This is a genomic window from Pantoea sp. MBD-2R (genome assembly GCF_039134845.1).
Classification (GTDB): Bacteria; Pseudomonadota; Gammaproteobacteria; order Enterobacterales; family Enterobacteriaceae; genus Erwinia.
Window position 1 is genome coordinate 2,246,469 of sequence record NZ_CP152417.1, and the last position, 15,862, is coordinate 2,262,330.

Below are 15,862 nucleotides of genomic sequence, written 5' to 3' on the forward strand. Positions count from 1 at the left end.
GATATGAAATTCTCCTTATAAACAGGATTATGAGGAACGTTGCCATGGGTTATCGCCTGAGTTTATTAGATCAAAGTCCGGCAGAAGAGGGACAAACGCCGGAGGCCGCGCTGAGTGCCACGCTGAATTTTGCCCGTGAAGCGGAAAGACTGGGCTATCACCGTCTGTGGGTGTCCGAACATCACGACAGCGACCGGCTGGCAGGCAGCTCCCCGGAAGTGCTGGTCGCCTGGCTACTGGCACACACCTCGCGGCTGCGCATCGGGTCTGGCGGCGTGATGTTGCAGCACTACAGCCCGTATAAAGTGGCGGAAAATTTTCATCTGCTGGCCGCGCTGGCACCCGATCGGGTCGATATCGGCGTTGGCAAAGCGCCGGGCGGCCTGCCGCTGTCCACTAAAGCCTTGCAGGGCGCGCGGGCCGGACATAATGAAGATTTCCCGGCTCAGCTAAAGCAACTGACCCATTATCTGACTTCAGCGACCGAACCCGCTGGCGGCGACAGTGCACGCGCCTTACCCGCCCCGGCGATTGCGCCGCAGCGCTTTTTACTGGGCGCCAGCCCTGAAAGCGCTCGACTCGCCGCCTCGCTCGGCTGGCATTTTGTTTTTGCCGGTTTTATCAATACCAACGAACAGGCGATGCAGGAAGCCGTACTTACCTATCACGAATACGCGGCCGGCAAAGGCAAGGCGCTCATCAGCCTTGCGGCCGTGGCGGCAGAGACGCAGCACCAGGCCGCTGAGCTGGTGGCCCAACAGCACAATTATCGCGTCACGCTCGGCGACAAACACGTCACCGTCGGCACGCTGGAACAGGCCGAAGCCTTTGTCCGCCAGTCGGCTGCCAGCGAGCACCGCATCGAGAAACAAACCGTAAACGTCCTGCACGGCACCGCCGACCATATCCATCAGCGACTGACCGCGCTTAGTCAGCGGCTGAACGTTGACGAATTTATTCTGCATACGCCACTGACCGATGTTGGTCAGCGCCTGCGTTCAATCACGTTGCTGGCTGACCAGCGAATTAAGGAGAACGGATGAGCACTCAAATTAAGTTCGGCCTGATGCTGCACGGCGCAGGCGGCCATATGAATTCCTGGCGTCATACCAGCGCACCGGCAGATGCCAGCGTCAATTTCCGCTATTTCACCGATCTGGCGCAGCGGGCAGAAAACGCCGGTTTCGATTTTCTGTTTGTTGCTGACGGATTGCATATTAATGAAAAATCGTTACCGCATTTCCTCAACCGCTTTGAGCCGATTGCGCTGCTCTCGGCGCTGGCTTCGGTGACGCACCAAATTGGCCTGGCCGGAACGATTTCGACTTCCTACAGCGATCCCTTTACCGTCGCCCGCCAGCTCGCCACGCTGGATAACATCAGCGGAGGCCGTGCCGGATGGAACGTAGTGACATCGCCACTGGAAGGTTCCGCCAAAAACTTTGGCAAAGCGCATCCTGACCATTCGCTGCGTTACAAAATCGCCGAAGAATATATCGATGTGGTGCAGGGCCTGTGGGATTCCTGGGAAGACGACGCTTTTGTGCGCGATCGTGAAAGCGGCGTCTTTTTCGATGCGTCCAAGCTGCACAAGCTCAACCATCACGGGGCGTTTTTCTCGGTGGAGGGGCCGTTGAATATTCAACGTTCTCCGCAGGGGCAGCCGGTGATCTTCCAGGCTGGCGCATCGGATACCGGTATCGGTCTGGCAGGAAAATCCGCGGATGCGGTGTTTACCAACGCCCGGACGCTGGAAGAGGCGAAGACCTACTCAGACAAACTTCAGGCCTCGGTTGCGGAAAATCATCGCCAGCCGGTAGCGATCTTCCCCGGCATCAGCCCGATTGTCGGCAAAACGGCAGAAGAGGCCGAGGCGAAATATCAGCATCTGCTCTCGCTGCTGTCTCTGGAAGATGTACTGGCCTATTTGGGACGTTTCTTCGACCACCACGATTTTAGCCAGTACGACCCGAACGGGCCTTTCCCGGAGCTGGGCGATCTGGGCCAAAACACCTTCCGTTCCACCACGGATGCGATTAAGCGCCGGGCAAAAGAGGAGCCGATTACCCTGCGGCAGATCGCTTATGAAACTGCGCTTCCCCGCGGCGAATTTTTCGGCACGCCGGAACAGGTCGCCAGCGCGCTGATCCGCTGGGTTGAAGAGGGCGGCGCGAGCGGCTTTATCATCAGCGGGCCGGTGCTGGTAGAAGCGCTGGACGATTTCACCCGCTACGTTCTGCCACTGCTGGCTGAACGTGGCTACTGGCAGCCCTCAAAGGAAACCACGCTGCGTGGCAGACTCGGTATCCCTTTCAAAGTCAGTCGCTATGCGCAGCCGGTTCGTACTGCCGCGCTGGCAGGCAAATAAAAGGAGCTAATCTTGCCTGTTACCTTAACTCGGGCGACGCTGCGTCGCCCTTTGCTGGCCTTACTGGTGAGCGGTCTGCTGGCAGGATGCGATCAAGCCGCCAGCGAAGCACCTGCCGTTCCGGCAAAAGCCGCCGCACAAAAAGGCGGCAATTTGCTGATAGCGATTGATACCGACCCAAATTGTCTCGATCCGCAGCAGGCAGGTAACAATAATTCGCTGAATATTGGTCGCCAGTTGACCGATTCCCTGACCGATCAGGATCCACAAACGGGCAATATCGTGCCGTGGTTAGCGACAAAATGGCAAATTGACGAAGGCAACCGGCGGTTTACCTTTACTCTTCGTGACAACGTCACCTTTAGCGACGGCACGCCGTTTACCTCACAGTCCGTTAAAGATAATTTTAACGCTATTGTGAAGTTGGGTGCGCGTGCTTCACTGGCGTCAACCTATCTGAAGGGGCTGAAGCAGATTGATACCCCGGACGCGCAAACGGTGGTCATCACCTTTCAGCAGCCGAATGCGCAGTTTTTACAGGCGACCTCCACCATGAGTTTGGGGTTCTTCGCCCCCAGTACCGTGGCCGCCCCGGCCGAAGCGCGCTGTCAGGGATCGCTGGCAGGTACCGGGCCGTTTGTGCTGAAACAGTTTGTGCATAATCAGAAAGTGGATCTCGTCCGGCGGAACGGTTATCAGTGGCCGTCGTCACTGGCAAAACATCAGGGCGAAAGCTACCTGGATAGCGTGGAATATCGCGTGATCCCGGAGAGCGGCGTACGGTTCGGCAGCCTGATTTCACGTCAGCTGGATGTTAACGTTGGCGTCACGCCGCAGGACGAAGCGCTGCTGCTGGCGAAAAATATTCACCTTATCGCCCGCACCAATCCCGGGCTGGTTTACAGCCTGTTCCCTAATCAGTCCACGCCGCTGATGGCTGAAGCACCGCTGCGTCAGGCGTTAAACCTGGCTATCGATCGCCAGGCGCTGAAGCCGGTGCTTTCGCGCTATCAGTCGGCGGCGACCTCGGTGCTGGCAAAAACCACGCCGCTTTATCAGGATCTCAGTGCCGATCTGGGTTACAACCCGCAGGCGGCTGAAAAACTGTTGGAAGAGAATGGCTGGCGGCGCGGCGCGGATGGCATTCGTAGCAAAAACGGTCAGCGCCTGAGTTTCCGTATCAGCTACTGGCAGTCGGCACCGTTTATTGAGGTCGTGCAGCAGCAGCTGCATCAGGTGGGGATCGATCTGCAACTGGAAAAAGCGCCTATCAGCCAGGTCGTGGCGAGGCAGGCGGGCGGCAAGCTGCCGGTTGACTTCTACAATCTGACCCGCTCCGATCCCGACGTGCTGCGAACGGTTTTTGACGCTGGCGGACGCAATGTTAATCATCGCCAGCCCGCAGAGGTCGATCGGCTGCTGTTGCAGTCCAGCGAAACGCTGGAGAAGGCACAGCGGCAGGATTACGTTACTCAGGCGGCGAAACAGCTGATTGCAGAAGGCAACGCCATCCCGCTGGTGGAGCTGGCAACGGTGATCGCGACCGGGCAGAACGTGCGGGGTTTTCATTTTGATGCTTCCTCCCGCTTCCAGCTTTATGACACCTGGCTTACGGCGAAGGAGTAAAAATGAACGATCTCTTGCTCGCCACGCCGAAGAGCCGCCGTCGGCTCCCGGCTTCCCTGAAGCGTGCGTTGCAGGGCATCGGCGTACTGTGGGCAGCCTGGAGCCTGACTTTTTTCATCCTGTATATTCTGCCTGCCGATCCGGTGACTATCATGCTGAATCAGGGCGAACAGAGTACCGTTGACGCGGCTCAGGTCGCCGCGCTTAAGGCGCAGTATCATCTCGATCTGCCTGTCTGGCAGCAATATTTGCTGGCGCTGTGGGATCTGCTGCATCTGGATCTTGGCAAATCGATTATCAGCGGTGACAACGTCACTGATTTAATTATTCAGGCGCTGCCGGCGACCTTACTGCTGGCGGTCTGCGCGCTGGTCGTGGCGCTTATTGTCGGCGGTGGTCTGGCAGCGGGTACCAGCGTCTTGCCGTCCGGGAGAATTAAATCGATGCTGCTTGCGCTGCCTTCACTGGGTGCGGCGCTGCCGACCTTCTGGTCAGGTTTACTGTTGCTACAGCTTTTTTCGTTCAGCCATGCCTGGCTCCCGGCCATGGGAAACCGTGGCTGGCAGTCGCTGGTGCTGCCGACGCTGACGCTGGCAATCCCTACCGCAGCCACCCTCGCTCAGGTCATGAGTCGTTCACTGGCAGAGGTCTGGCGGCGACCTTTTATCGATGCGCTGCGCCTGAAAGGCGCGGGAACAGCCCGCTTGCTCTGGCGTCACGTCTTGCCGAATGCGGCCATTCCGTTACTGACGCTGTCCGGCATGGTGTTTGGTCATCTGCTGGCGGGCGCGGTGATTACCGAAACGATTTTCTCGCGCGAAGGGCTGGGGCGGCTCGCTGAAGGCGCCGTTTCTGCCCAGGATATTCCCCTGGTACAGGGCGTGGTATTGACGGCGGCCACGGTTTTTGTCGTGGTGAATTTTATCACCGATGCGATCTATCCTCTGCTCGATCCACGCCTTGCGACGGGAGAACGCTGATGAGTGAAACCCTAACCGTCAAGCCGCTAAGCCGTCCTTTTGCACTGAGCCTGTGGCTCAGCGTTGGCCTGCTGCTGCTGGTGGCATTATGGGCGCTGTTTCCCGGCTGGTTTACCGGGCAAAGCCCGCTGGCAGGCGATCCTGTGCAGGCCTTGCAGGCACCTTCCGCCGCGCACTGGTTCGGCACCGATCATTTGGGAAGAGATCTCTACAGCCGCAGCGTATTTGGTACGGCGCTCACGCTACAGGCGACGCTGTTTTCCACCGCGATTGCGCTGTTTGTCGGTACGCTGATGGGCGTGCTGGCGGGATATACCGGCGGCCGGGTCGACAGCATCTTTATGCGCGTCATCGATATTCTGATGGCCGTACCTAATCTGCTGCTGGCGATGGCGATTATCACCGTACTCGGTTTCGGCACGTTACATATTGCTATCGCCGTCGGGCTTTCTTCCGTGGCGACTTTTGCCAGACTGTCACGGGGAGAGGTATTGCGTAGCCGCACTCATCTGTTTGTTGAGGCGGCGAGAGTCGGTGGCGTGGGGCATTTGACAATTATACGCCGCCATATTTTACCGCATGCGCTGGCACCGGTACTGTCGCTGGCAGCCCTTGAATTGGGGTTTGCGCTGCTCTCCGTCTCCGCCCTGAGCTTTCTGGGTTTTGGCGCGCCGCCGCCCCAGCCGGAATGGGGACTGCTGATTGCCGAAGGCCGCAACTATATTGCCGCTGCGTGGTGGTATACCACCTTGCCGGGGCTGACCATTGTGCTTACCGTGCTGGCGACCAACCGTCTGGCCGGTTTTATTCAGGACAGGGTGGAGGAGCCATGACCCAACCCTTATTAGATGTGGCGGCGCTGTCGGTGGACTACTTTTCCCGTCAGGGGGAAGCTATCCACGCGGTGAAATCATTGAGTTTCACCGTTGATCCCGGCGAGGTAATAGCCCTTGTCGGCGGCTCCGGCTCCGGCAAGTCGACCACCGCTGCGGCGCTGGTTGGGTTGCTGAAGGGGAAAACCCGCCACGCCGGACATATTCGCTTTAACGGCCAGGCGCTGGAAAATGCCAGCCAGCGCCAGTGGCAGCAGCTGCGAGGCGTGGAAATCGGCTTCGTGCCGCAGGATCCGGCCCAGGCGCTGGATCCGATCCAAAGCATCGGCAAACAGATGATTGAAGCGCTGACGCTGCACGGTGTGACCCGTCGCGATGCGGAGCAGCGAGTGCCGGGGCTGCTGGCTGATGTCGGTTTGCGTGATGCCTCGCGGATCGTTGCCAGCTATCCTCATCAGCTTTCAGGCGGGATGCGGCAGCGGATTTTGCTGGCGATGGCCCTGTGCCATCACCCGAAACTGATTATTGCCGATGAGCCGACCAGCGCGCTGGATGTCAGCGTGCAGAAACAGGTGCTGGATACGCTGGATGCGGTGGTGGAAAGCAAGGGAATAGCGATGCTGCTGATTACCCACGATCTGAATATTGCGCTGGAGCGGGCCGACCGGATACTGGTGATGCATGAAGGACGACTGGTGGAAAGCGGCACGCCTGGCAGCCTGCTGCATCAGACGCGGCATCCTTATACTCGCCGCTTGCTGGACGCCTCTCCGGCATTCTTAACCGTTCCCTGGCGTAAACCGCTGGTCTCGAGGCCGCTGATGCAGGCGCAAAATCTGGTCCGGCATTTTCCGCTGAAAGATGGCCGCCGTTTTCCTGCGGTGGATGATATCTCATTTCCTGTCCTGCGTGGCGGCACAACCAGTCTGGTCGGTGAATCCGGCTCGGGGAAATCCACCACGGTGCGTATGCTGATGGGGCTGGAAGCGTCAGATGCCGGGCAGGTGATTTTTGACGATGTCGCGTTCACCTCGCTTGCCGCTTTTCAGCGCCCTGAGTTTCGCCGTCGGGTACAGCTGGTGTGGCAAAATCCGTTCGCTTCGCTTAACCCAAAAATGACGCTGGAGGAGATTATTACCGAACCGCTACGGGCGTTCAGATGCGGCAATCGCCAGCGCCAGCGTGAGCGGGCGGCAGAACTGCTGACGGCCGTGGAGCTGCCGGTAAGCCTGCTGAACAGCCGTCCCGGGACGTTATCCGGCGGCCAGCGCCAGCGCGTAGCGATTGCCCGGGCGCTGGCGATTTCGCCGGACCTGGTGATCCTTGATGAGCCCGTGTCCGCGCTGGATGTGGCGGTGCAGGCGCAGATCCTCCAGCTGTTAGAACGCTTACAGCGCGAGCACGGCCTGACCTATCTGTTTATCTCTCATGACCTGGCGGTGGTGCGGCAGATCTCGGATTACGTGGTGATAATGCAGCAGGGAAAGGTGGTTGAGCAGGGTGCAGCGCAGCAGATCTTTACCTCACCGGGCGCGGATTATACCCGCCAGCTGCTTTCACATGTTCCGGGCGCGAACGGATATAAAAAAGTGGCAGGGTGATTTTGCCGCAGAATTCGTTTACACCGTGCTGGCGCGAGGAACATGAGTCTTCCACAAAGACGCAAAAAGCGGCATCCGTGCCAGCTCGGCCTGGGCCGTCCATGGCCCAGGACGCTTTGTTCCAGGCTCATGTTCCTCGCGCTTTGAGTTCGTTAGCAGTCTGTACGGCAGGGTAATCCTGCCGATGCCGTTACTGTTTTTTATCAAGTGACCAGGTGGCGCTACTGACGTCAACTTTTACCGGCAACAGCCCAATCTGGCTAAATTTGTCGGCCAGAGCCTGCTGCTCTTTGAACACCTCCGGCGTCATGCGTTCAGCGCCAAACGGCATTCGTGCCAGCGCCCGCTGCCAGATGGGTTGAGGCAAACCGGTCGAGGTAGAGAGGATCTTCGCCGTCTCAGCCGGATTTTTATTCGCCCAGTCGCTCAGGCTGCCCAGTTCATCCACCACCTTTTTCGCCGTCTCCGGCCAGGTTTCCGCGAACTTACGGCTGGCAAGATAGAAGGTGTAGTGCGGTACCAGGCCTTCGGCATTTTTCACCAGCCGCGCTTTAGCATTGGTTTCCACCTCGGCGTAGTAAGGATCCCAGATTACCCAGGCATCAACCGCGCCACGCTGAAAAGCCGCGCGGGCATCAGCGGGCGGCAGATAAACCGGCGTGATATCTTTATAGCTCAGGCCCGCTTTTTCCAGCGCGCTGACCAGTAAATAATTCACATCTGATCCTTTATTCAACGCCACGCGTTTGCCTTTTAAATCGGCTACGTTTTTAATCGTGGAATTTTCCGGCACCACGATGGCTTCCGTTTTTGGATTAGCCGGTGAATGCGCCAGATAGACCAAATCGGCTTTCGCGGCCTGGGCAAAGGCCGGGGGCGCATCGCCGGTTGCAGCCAGATCGATACTGCCGACGTTTAATCCTTCCAGCATTTGCGGGCCAGCAGGAAATTCTACCCAGCGTACGGCGATGCCCTGTTTTTTAAAATCGTCATCCAGCGTGCCGCGATATTTCAGCAGAGCAAAGATATTGGCTTTCTGGTAACCGATATTGACCGTTTTTGGCGCATTCTCCGCCATGGCCGCCTGGCTTGTGACTAAAATCGCTGTCGCGATAAGGCTGCTGAAAAGGGTTTTTTTCACTGTTTTATCCCATAGTTAAGGTGCTGTCTGCGCAACATAGCAAACTGGCGGGCTTCAGCTTAGCGAGTAAAAATTCTATGGTTAGCGAAAAAAAGCATAGTGGGTCGGTCAGTTTTTTTTTCAATTGTTTGTGAAATTATAGAAAGCTGATTTTCATTTAATGGTGAGGGTTGTTTTATATCCCGCATCAGTATGCTAACCGGTTATTACATGTTTATGTAAATTGTTATCGTAACTTTATATGCGCAGAGGGTAGGCATAATAAAAATAATTATTGTGAGATGCTTTCAGGAAAAAGTAAAAATAACTCGCCATTTTTTCGGGGAACAGGATAATGCGCCCGGCTTTATTCACTTTATTCGTTTTCAAGGAAGAATTAATCATGAACGTAGTTTTTCGGTTTTCTGCGGCGTTATTTGTCTTTCTGCTCAGCGCCTGCGCCGGTCAATTAACCAGTGTCGATCGACAGGCTAACCATGCTGCACATCAGCTGGCGGCCAGCAAATTCGATCCCGCATTTCGTTTAAACATAACGGATACGGCTAAGGGGCTTCGCCCCTGTTTACAACAGGCCTGGCAACGCGGGGTGGACGACCGTCAAAAAGGGGTCACGCGTCTTCAGGCCGAAGCGAACAGGGAGGCGCTGCGCAATGCAGAAAATCCTGCTCTGGGGCAGATACGGTCGCTCTTCGTCGGCAAGGTTTATGAGGCCGATCGACCCGAAAAAGCCCCAAAGATTATGCTGGATGCTATGGCGGCCAGCTACCGGGACGGCTATGAGGGGCGCCCGTAAGCAGCAGGCCGGGCGATGGCCATTACCGCTACGACTCGCGCATTAATTACCGGTCGTAGCGGGTGAGGTTCAGATCGCCGGAACCTTAAGCCGACGTCGTTTTCGGCTGGCGTTGACGGCCAAACCGCTGTTCGGGTAAAACGAGCGTGCAGGTCAGCATAAATTCGGCCGCATGACGGCCTGCGGCTATTTCATACTCGCCTCCGGCAATCACCCATTGCCCGCTCTCGCTGTGCCAGCAGGCGATAACTTTAGGTTCCAGCATCAGCGTGACCTGGCGACTTTCTCCCGCGGCCAGTTCAACACGGGCAAAAGCCGCCAGCCGCGGCACGTAAGCCTTATTCACCGGCTGAATGTAAATCTGCACGACCTCAGCCCCTGGCCTGTCGCCAGTATTGGTCACGTCGAGCGAGACTTCGATGCCTGCACCCTGCCGTGATGCGCTGAGATGGCTGCTGCTAAAGGTGGTATAGCTCAGCCCATAGCCGAACGGCAACAGCGGTTTTTGCCTGGTGCGGGCATACCAGCGGTAGCCCACGTCGGAACCTTCGACGTTATAGTCGATATGCAAAATATCGCCTTTAACCGGGACGCCGGGCAGCGAGGTGGTTGTTTGCGGATCGATCTGCGAAGGCTGTGGCAGCTGTTGTTCATGCAGGGGAAAGCTCACCGGCAGGCGACCCGATGGGTTGACCCGACCAAATAACACACCGGCAATGGCTTCGCCGCCGCCCGAGCCCGGATACCAGGCTTGCAGCACGGCAGCCACATCGTCAAGCCACGGCAGCGTCACCGCGCCACCTGTCTCCAGCACCACAATGACCTGTTGATGGCTTGCCGCCAGCGCCGCGATCAGCTGATTTTGCTTATCGTCTAACGCCAGCCCCTGCGCATCCAGGGCTTCTGAACGCCACTCTTCAGCAAAGACAATAACCGCATCGGCATCACGGGCCTGTTCCACCGCGCTGGCAATATCCTCACCGCTATGAAAATCGACTGAGGCGGCACCTGACTCGGCGCGGATAGCATGTAGCGGTGGGGAAGGCTGGTAAACTTTGTCCGTGGCAATGCCCATAAAATCAATGCCCGGCAACCGCAGGCTGCCAACCGGCGTCACCGCCGATGAACCGCCGCCGGCCAGTACGCCCTGGTCAGCATGTGCACCGACCACCAGCAGCCGTTTCGCGCCTTTCTTCAGCGGCAACAGGCTATGACGGTTTTTCAGCAGCACAATTCCCTGTTCCGCCTCACGCTGGGCCACCAGGCGGTGAGCCATATAATCAATATCACCGCCCGGCTGCGCCGGATGTTCAATTGCCCCCACTGCAAACAGGCTGCGTAAAATGCGCCGCACCATATCGTCAATTCGGCCTTGCGGCACAATACCGGCCGCAACGGCTTCACGCAGAGGGCGATCGAACCAGGCCTGCTGGTCAAGATTGGCACCTGACTGCACATCAAGCCCGGCAAGGGCCGCTTTGGCCGCAGAATGGGTCGCTCCCCAGTCGGACATGACCCACCCGGGATAGCGCCAGTCGCCTTTCAGCACTTTATTGAGCAGAAACGCGTTTTCGGAGGCCCATTCACCGTTAACAAGGTTATAGCCGGGCATCACAGCACCGGGTTTACCCGTATCAATGGCTATTTCGAATGCCAGCAGGTCCGACTCGCGCATTGCGGCCTCATCCAGATCTGAACTGACCACTACGCGGCCCGTTTCCTGAGCATTGACCGCAAAGTGTTTAACGGTTGAGACCACGTGTTGTGACTGTATGCCGAGCACCGAATGGCCGGCCATCACGCCGGTTAGCAGCGGATCTTCAGAGAGATATTCAAAGTTACGGCCGCCTCGCGGTTCGCGGATCACATTCGCGCCGCCAGCCAGCTGAACGTTAAATCCTTTAGCAAAGGCCTCGCGACCTACCATTTTTCCGCTGCGTTCGGCCATGTCTGGATTAAAGGTGGAGGCGAGCAGCAGGCTGGAAGGCAGGGCGGTGGCATTATCGCCGGGACGGACATTGCCCAATGCGGTAATGCCCAGGCTCGCGTCGGACTGCTGCATAGCGGGAATGCCCAGGCGCGGAATGCCGGGATAAAAAGCGGCGGAACCGATAGCGCCTTCCGGCAAAGGCTCATCGCCCAGTGGGATCGCCATCGGCCCGGAAAGCCAGGCGTATTTTTCATCTTCCGTCATCTCGGCCAATACGATTTCTGCCTGCCGATCGGCAGACAGGCCAGGTTGTTGCCAGCAATATTTCATCAGGTTCCCTCCGCGTTAGCATCTTCGGTTTGTTTGGGGTGTGACAGCGCCTGAGCGGCACAGATTAAGGCCAAATGGCTCAGGCCTTGGGGCAGATTGCCACGCCAGCTGCCGGTTCTGACATCAAACATCTCGTTAAAGGTTTCCACGTTGCCGCGGTTGCACAGGCATTCAAGGATCTCCTCCATCGCCTGCTCTGCCTGCCCGGTTTCGCCCATTGCAGCCAGCGCTTCTGCCAGCCAGAACGAGCAGGCAACAAAGGTGCTTTCCTCTTCCTCGACGTTGCTGTAGCGATAAAGCATGGCGCTGTCGTGGCCCAGTTCATGGCGGATCGCCTGATAAGTTGACAACATACGCTGAGGATTTACCGTGTTGCCGTAGTGATGAACCAGCGCCAGCGAGGCATCGAGCCGATCCTCGCTGCCGACATAGAACAGATAGGCCTGTTTCTTATCCGACCAGCAAAATTCTTCAATCCAGTCGCGAATACGATCGCGCTCACGTCTCCAGCGGGCTACCCAGGTGGGTTCGATATGCTTGCCGTCCGCCATGGCGACCGCCCGATCCAGCGCCAGCCAGCAGGCCATTTTCGAATGGGTGTAGTGCTGCTCATCTGGCAGTTCCCAAATGCCGGAATCCTTTTGTCGCCAGCTGTCCGCGCAGCAGTTCGCCAGCTCGCCCAGCATGCGGGAAGTGGCGATATCCAGCACGTGCCCGGCTTCAATGAACAGCTGTGCAGTTGCGAGCATGTCGCCATACATACTGAGCTGCACCTGGTCGCGCGCGTTGTTTCCGACACGAACCGGCTGGGAATTGCAGTAGCCGCTCAGCGGTAAATAACGCTCCTCGGGAACGATATCGCCTTCCAGCGTATAGCAGGCTCGTAGCTTAACACCGTGACGAATAATGGTGCGCGTAAGCCAGGAAAATGCCGCTTTACAATCTTCCAGCGCCCCCAGATAGACAAAAGCCTTAATGATCAGGCAGGCGTCGCGTACCCAGGCGTAGCGGTAATCATAGTTTTTTTCGCCGCCCAGGCCTTCGGGTAAGGAGGTGGTCGCCGCCGCCGCTAACGCGCCGGTAGGTGAATACCACAAAAACTTCAGCGCCAGCGCCGAGCGCTTGACGTGCAGCGGGTACTTACCGTCATAGCTCAGATGATGTACCCAGTCGCGCCAGGCAATATGGCTGGTTTCAATCCGATCGTTAATAGCCGCAAGGCTCGGTACGGCCAGCGGCTCTTTTTCGCTGGCGAGCAGGGCGATCAACGACTGCGAGCCAGGCGATGTGGTCAGCCGCCCGGAGATTGCTTCATCGCTGAAATGCGTCATTGTCACGTCATCGCTGCTTTTCAGCATTGCCATCAAATCGCCAATATGAAAGACCGTGCCCTGTTGGGTATCAGCCAGCCAGGGAGAACGGGTTTCCGCCATGGTGCCAAGGCGCAGGTGAAGTTTGAGTTCAACAGAACCGTCCAGGCCTTCAATACGGCGTGCCAGCTCGCTCCAGGGCAGTCGGCCCGCCAGCGAGCTGTTAAGTGACTCCGTTAGCCGCACCGAACCGCTGTCGGTTTTATAACAGGTTTCCAGTACATTACTGTCTTCGCGATAGTGTCGCTGTACCTGATACTCGCCCACCGGCTCAATCTGGAAAAAACCGCCAATCTGCGCATCCAGAATACGATCGAACAGCGGCGGCGAATCCAGATTTGGCGCACACCACCAGTCAATTGAACCGTCAGGCGCAATCAGCGCAACAGAGCGTCCTTCGCCGATGGCAGCGTAATCACCCAGGCCGACAAAGCCTTTTTCACGAACGGGGGAACGGTATGTTTTGTTATCCACCAGACATCCTTTGTGCAGAACGGGAGTTGCCCTTTTAACCCCAGCAGGCGCGCCACGATGCGGACGACAGCAACACTCGTGAGGGAAATTAGGTTGTTGATTGAAAAGTATAGGTAATTTTCAGCGGACTGGCGCAAGACTAATCGAGGTTTTCGGCGGTCACGATGTTTAACGCTACTTTGCCGTCGCTGTACATTTCTGGTTGATAGCCCGTTTCCAGATGACGCAGCATAAGATCCACCGCCAGCCTGGCGTGCTGCGGGGCATTTTGATCGAGGGTAAACGAGACCACATCATCACAGAGCAGGGTTCGGGTCAGGGAATAGAGTTCATGGGTGATAAAGATACAGTTACCGGGCAGGCCGTGCCGCTGTAAAACGGAGGTGATTTCGCTGTTGCCCAGCCCCGTATTGTAAATGCCGGCGACCTCTTCAGCGTGGCGCAATGCGTCGTCCAACAGGCCGCGGATCCGTTCGCGTCGGTCTTCGCCGGTCAAGACTTCCCGCAGCCGGATATGCGGCGCACGGGCAGTAACCGCTTCACGAAAGCCTTCGATACGCTGACGGTGCGCCAGGTAATCGGTTCGTCCGCTGATCATAATTACCTCGCCGGTAACAGCCGTCTTGCTCATCAATAAACCGGCTGTGCGACCGGCCTGATACTGGTTGATGCCGACGTGGCATAGCCTGCTGGCATCAGGGATATCCGTCACAATCGTAATCACCGGCACGCCCGCTGCCTGACAGTAAGCCAGCGCCTGATGAATAGCCGCATAATCATGACCGAAGACGATGAGTCCGTCGCGTTTCTGACTGCTTTCAACAATCGCCTGCGCCAGCTTTTCCGGCTGTGATTCAGGAATGCAGGTTCTGTGCAGCGTCAGGCGCTGATAGCCCAGCTGGCTGGCTATTGCGCTAAAATCGCGGGTCAGACGCTGAAAAAAGAAGGATGCGTTACCGCTCAGGAAAACTTCAATTTGCCAGGGCTGCCGGTACGCTTCCGGTAACTGACGTTTGAGTCCGGCTTCGCGCGCAACCTGTAGCACTTTGCGTACGGTTTCTGGTGATACGCCGCCGCGATCGTTGAGCACCCTGTCTACGGTAGCCACACCAACACCCGCCATTTTTGCCAACATTTGCAGGGTTAATTTTTTCATTCATTGCCGCTCCCAAAATCCCTGAAAGGTGTTTTTACTCGAGTCGCCAGACCCGTTTCAGGATCTTCACCACGCCGCTACGGGTCGGGATAGTATGCGCAGGTTACTGCTAAACGCAACCTGCTGAAACAACTGATACAAATGGCCGTAACGGTAAAGACCGGGGCTCTTATCCTTTCTCCGGCCTGACGGGCAAATCTTAAGTCAGGCCGCTAACGGGCAGCCCGCAAAATTTGAGACTAGACTCTGGTATGACGTAAACAGGGGGTAGGATGAAATTAGGCTTTGCTTGTAAATATATTAATGAAGATTTAAAACAGCTTTATCCATTTAAAGCCACCACGCGCACCCGTTTTTTAAGCTTAGATAATCACCAAAGAACAGCGCTGATTTTCACGCTGGCAAAAAATAATCTGACCCATCTTTATCTTATTTTAGAGCAGATGGCTTCGCAGCCGGAAGATCTGCGGATGATGAGGATTGGCAGCGATTTTTTGCCTTTATATACCGTGCCTGAAGCCACGCCGCTCTATGCGGATTTTTTACCCGAACTTCACGATTTATTCAAAAAATGCGGTGACTTCGCCCGGAAAAATAATATTCGTCTTTCTTTCCATCCGGGACAGTATTCGGTGCTGGCATCTGATAATCCGGCAGTGGTCGATCGGGCGCTTGAAGACGTGGAATACCACGCCTTATGTGCATCGCTGATGGGCTATGGCAGATCGTTCCAGGATTTCAAGATTAACATCCATATGAACGGTAAAAAGGGGCTGGCGGGATTCAGAGACGCTTTCGCCCGCCTGAGCCCGGCAGCTCAGCGGATGTTGACCGTGGAAAATGATGAAATTTCCTGCTCGCTGGATGACGTATTGCAAGCCAGAGACTTATGTCCTGTGGTGCTGGATATTCATCATCACTGGGTGAAAGAGAATGAATTCATTAAGCCGGACGATCCGCGTGTTGCCTTAATTAAAGAATCCTGGCGCGGCGTAAGGCCGGTTATGCATTATTCAGTATCGGTGGAGGGGTTAATTCCTGAGCAGGGTTTTCCCGATCAGGCAATTTTGGGCGTCGCTAAAACAAAACTTCGTGCGCATTCCGATTACTATTTCAACGATACGCTGAATGACTGGGCCTTGTCGTTTGGTGACTTCGATATAATGTGCGAGGTAAAAATGAAGAATTTAGCCCGCGACAAATTATATGCGCGCTGGTTGACGAAACAGTAAATAAGAGGGCGCTTTAGTCAGTCAATGC

The 15,862-nt window shown here is 56.6% G+C and carries 12 protein-coding genes; 8 read left to right on the plus strand and 4 right to left on the minus strand.

Going from position 1 to position 15,862, the window contains the following annotated elements:
- The first annotated feature begins 44 nt into the window (after positions 1-44).
- From AAGQ96_RS10355 to AAGQ96_RS10380, 6 genes are read left to right on the plus strand one after another with little or no spacing between them, the layout of a single operon-like run.
- Complete coding sequence (locus AAGQ96_RS10355; protein ID WP_342755454.1) at positions 45-1,043, plus strand: MsnO8 family LLM class oxidoreductase; 999 nt, start codon at positions 45-47, stop codon at positions 1,041-1,043.
- Positions 1,040-2,368 carry an LLM class flavin-dependent oxidoreductase gene (locus AAGQ96_RS10360; RefSeq protein WP_147197785.1) on the plus strand — a complete coding sequence of 443 codons (1,329 nt, stop codon included), beginning with the start codon at positions 1,040-1,042 and terminating at the stop codon, positions 2,366-2,368. Before AAGQ96_RS10355 ends, AAGQ96_RS10360 begins: the two co-directional genes overlap by 4 nt.
- Before the next feature lie 12 nt (positions 2,369-2,380).
- Positions 2,381-3,994: an ABC transporter substrate-binding protein gene (locus AAGQ96_RS10365; RefSeq protein ID WP_342755455.1), complete on the plus strand. Its 1,614-nt coding sequence runs from the start codon at positions 2,381-2,383 to the stop codon at positions 3,992-3,994.
- Positions 3,995-3,996: 2 nt separating this feature from the next.
- Positions 3,997-4,974, plus strand: a complete 978-nt coding sequence (locus AAGQ96_RS10370; protein ID WP_342755456.1) for an ABC transporter permease — start codon at positions 3,997-3,999, stop codon at positions 4,972-4,974.
- Positions 4,974-5,807 (plus strand): ABC transporter permease, encoded by an 834-nt coding sequence (locus AAGQ96_RS10375; RefSeq protein ID WP_342755457.1) that lies wholly within the window; start codon positions 4,974-4,976, stop codon positions 5,805-5,807. Before AAGQ96_RS10370 ends, AAGQ96_RS10375 begins: the two co-directional genes overlap by 1 nt.
- Entirely contained in the window at positions 5,804-7,408 is a 1,605-nt protein-coding gene (locus AAGQ96_RS10380) for an ABC transporter ATP-binding protein (RefSeq protein WP_342755458.1), read from the plus strand. Before AAGQ96_RS10375 ends, AAGQ96_RS10380 begins: the two co-directional genes overlap by 4 nt.
- Positions 7,409-7,598: 190 nt before the next feature.
- On the opposite strand, the gene AAGQ96_RS10385 is transcribed toward AAGQ96_RS10380, so the two are convergent.
- Entirely contained in the window at positions 7,599-8,549 is a 951-nt protein-coding gene (locus AAGQ96_RS10385) for a sulfonate ABC transporter substrate-binding protein (protein ID WP_342755459.1), read from the minus strand.
- Positions 8,550-8,883: 334 nt separating this feature from the next.
- Here AAGQ96_RS10385 and AAGQ96_RS10390 point away from each other — a divergent pair, with 334 nt between their 5' ends.
- Positions 8,884-9,342 carry an Exc2 family lipoprotein gene (locus tag AAGQ96_RS10390; protein WP_342755460.1) on the plus strand — a complete coding sequence of 153 codons (459 nt, stop codon included), beginning with the start codon at positions 8,884-8,886 and terminating at the stop codon, positions 9,340-9,342.
- Between the two features lie 85 nt (positions 9,343-9,427).
- On the opposite strand, the gene AAGQ96_RS10395 is transcribed toward AAGQ96_RS10390, so the two are convergent.
- The 3 genes from AAGQ96_RS10395 to AAGQ96_RS10405 form a co-directional block, all read right to left on the minus strand.
- A complete protein-coding gene (locus tag AAGQ96_RS10395; RefSeq protein WP_342755461.1) occupies positions 9,428-11,602 on the minus strand; it encodes a glycoside hydrolase family 3 C-terminal domain-containing protein in 2,175 nt (724 codons plus the stop codon).
- Positions 11,602-13,446, minus strand: a complete 1,845-nt coding sequence (locus tag AAGQ96_RS10400; protein ID WP_342755462.1) for a glycoside hydrolase family 15 protein — start codon at positions 13,444-13,446, stop codon at positions 11,602-11,604. The genes AAGQ96_RS10395 and AAGQ96_RS10400 overlap by 1 nt, the downstream gene beginning before the upstream one ends.
- Positions 13,447-13,585: 139 nt before the next feature.
- Positions 13,586-14,602: a LacI family DNA-binding transcriptional regulator gene (locus AAGQ96_RS10405; protein ID WP_342755463.1), complete on the minus strand. Its 1,017-nt coding sequence runs from the start codon at positions 14,600-14,602 to the stop codon at positions 13,586-13,588.
- A gap of 272 nt (positions 14,603-14,874) precedes the next feature.
- Here AAGQ96_RS10405 and AAGQ96_RS10410 point away from each other — a divergent pair, with 272 nt between their 5' ends.
- Entirely contained in the window at positions 14,875-15,834 is a 960-nt protein-coding gene (locus tag AAGQ96_RS10410) for a UV damage endonuclease UvsE (protein ID WP_342755464.1), read from the plus strand.
- The last annotated feature ends 28 nt before the right edge of the window (positions 15,835-15,862 follow it).

Bases quoted from the DNA above. Each gene is read 5' to 3' on its own strand.
- AAGQ96_RS10355 (WP_342755454.1), top strand. From the start codon at position 45: ATGGGTTATCGCCTGAGTTTATTAGATCAAAGTCCGGCAGAAGAGGGA.
- AAGQ96_RS10360 (WP_147197785.1), top strand. From the start codon at position 1,040: ATGAGCACTCAAATTAAGTTCGGCCTGATGCTGCACGGCGCAGGCGGC.
- AAGQ96_RS10370 (WP_342755456.1), top strand. From the start codon at position 3,997: ATGAACGATCTCTTGCTCGCCACGCCGAAGAGCCGCCGTCGGCTCCCG.
- AAGQ96_RS10375 (WP_342755457.1), top strand. From the start codon at position 4,974: ATGAGTGAAACCCTAACCGTCAAGCCGCTAAGCCGTCCTTTTGCACTG.
- AAGQ96_RS10380 (WP_342755458.1), top strand. From the start codon at position 5,804: ATGACCCAACCCTTATTAGATGTGGCGGCGCTGTCGGTGGACTACTTT.
- AAGQ96_RS10390 (WP_342755460.1), top strand. From the start codon at position 8,884: ATGCGCCCGGCTTTATTCACTTTATTCGTTTTCAAGGAAGAATTAATC.
- AAGQ96_RS10395 (WP_342755461.1), bottom strand. From the start codon at position 11,602: ATGAAATATTGCTGGCAACAACCTGGCCTGTCTGCCGATCGGCAGGCA.
- AAGQ96_RS10405 (WP_342755463.1), bottom strand. From the start codon at position 14,602: ATGAAAAAATTAACCCTGCAAATGTTGGCAAAAATGGCGGGTGTTGGT.
- AAGQ96_RS10410 (WP_342755464.1), top strand. From the start codon at position 14,875: ATGAAATTAGGCTTTGCTTGTAAATATATTAATGAAGATTTAAAACAG.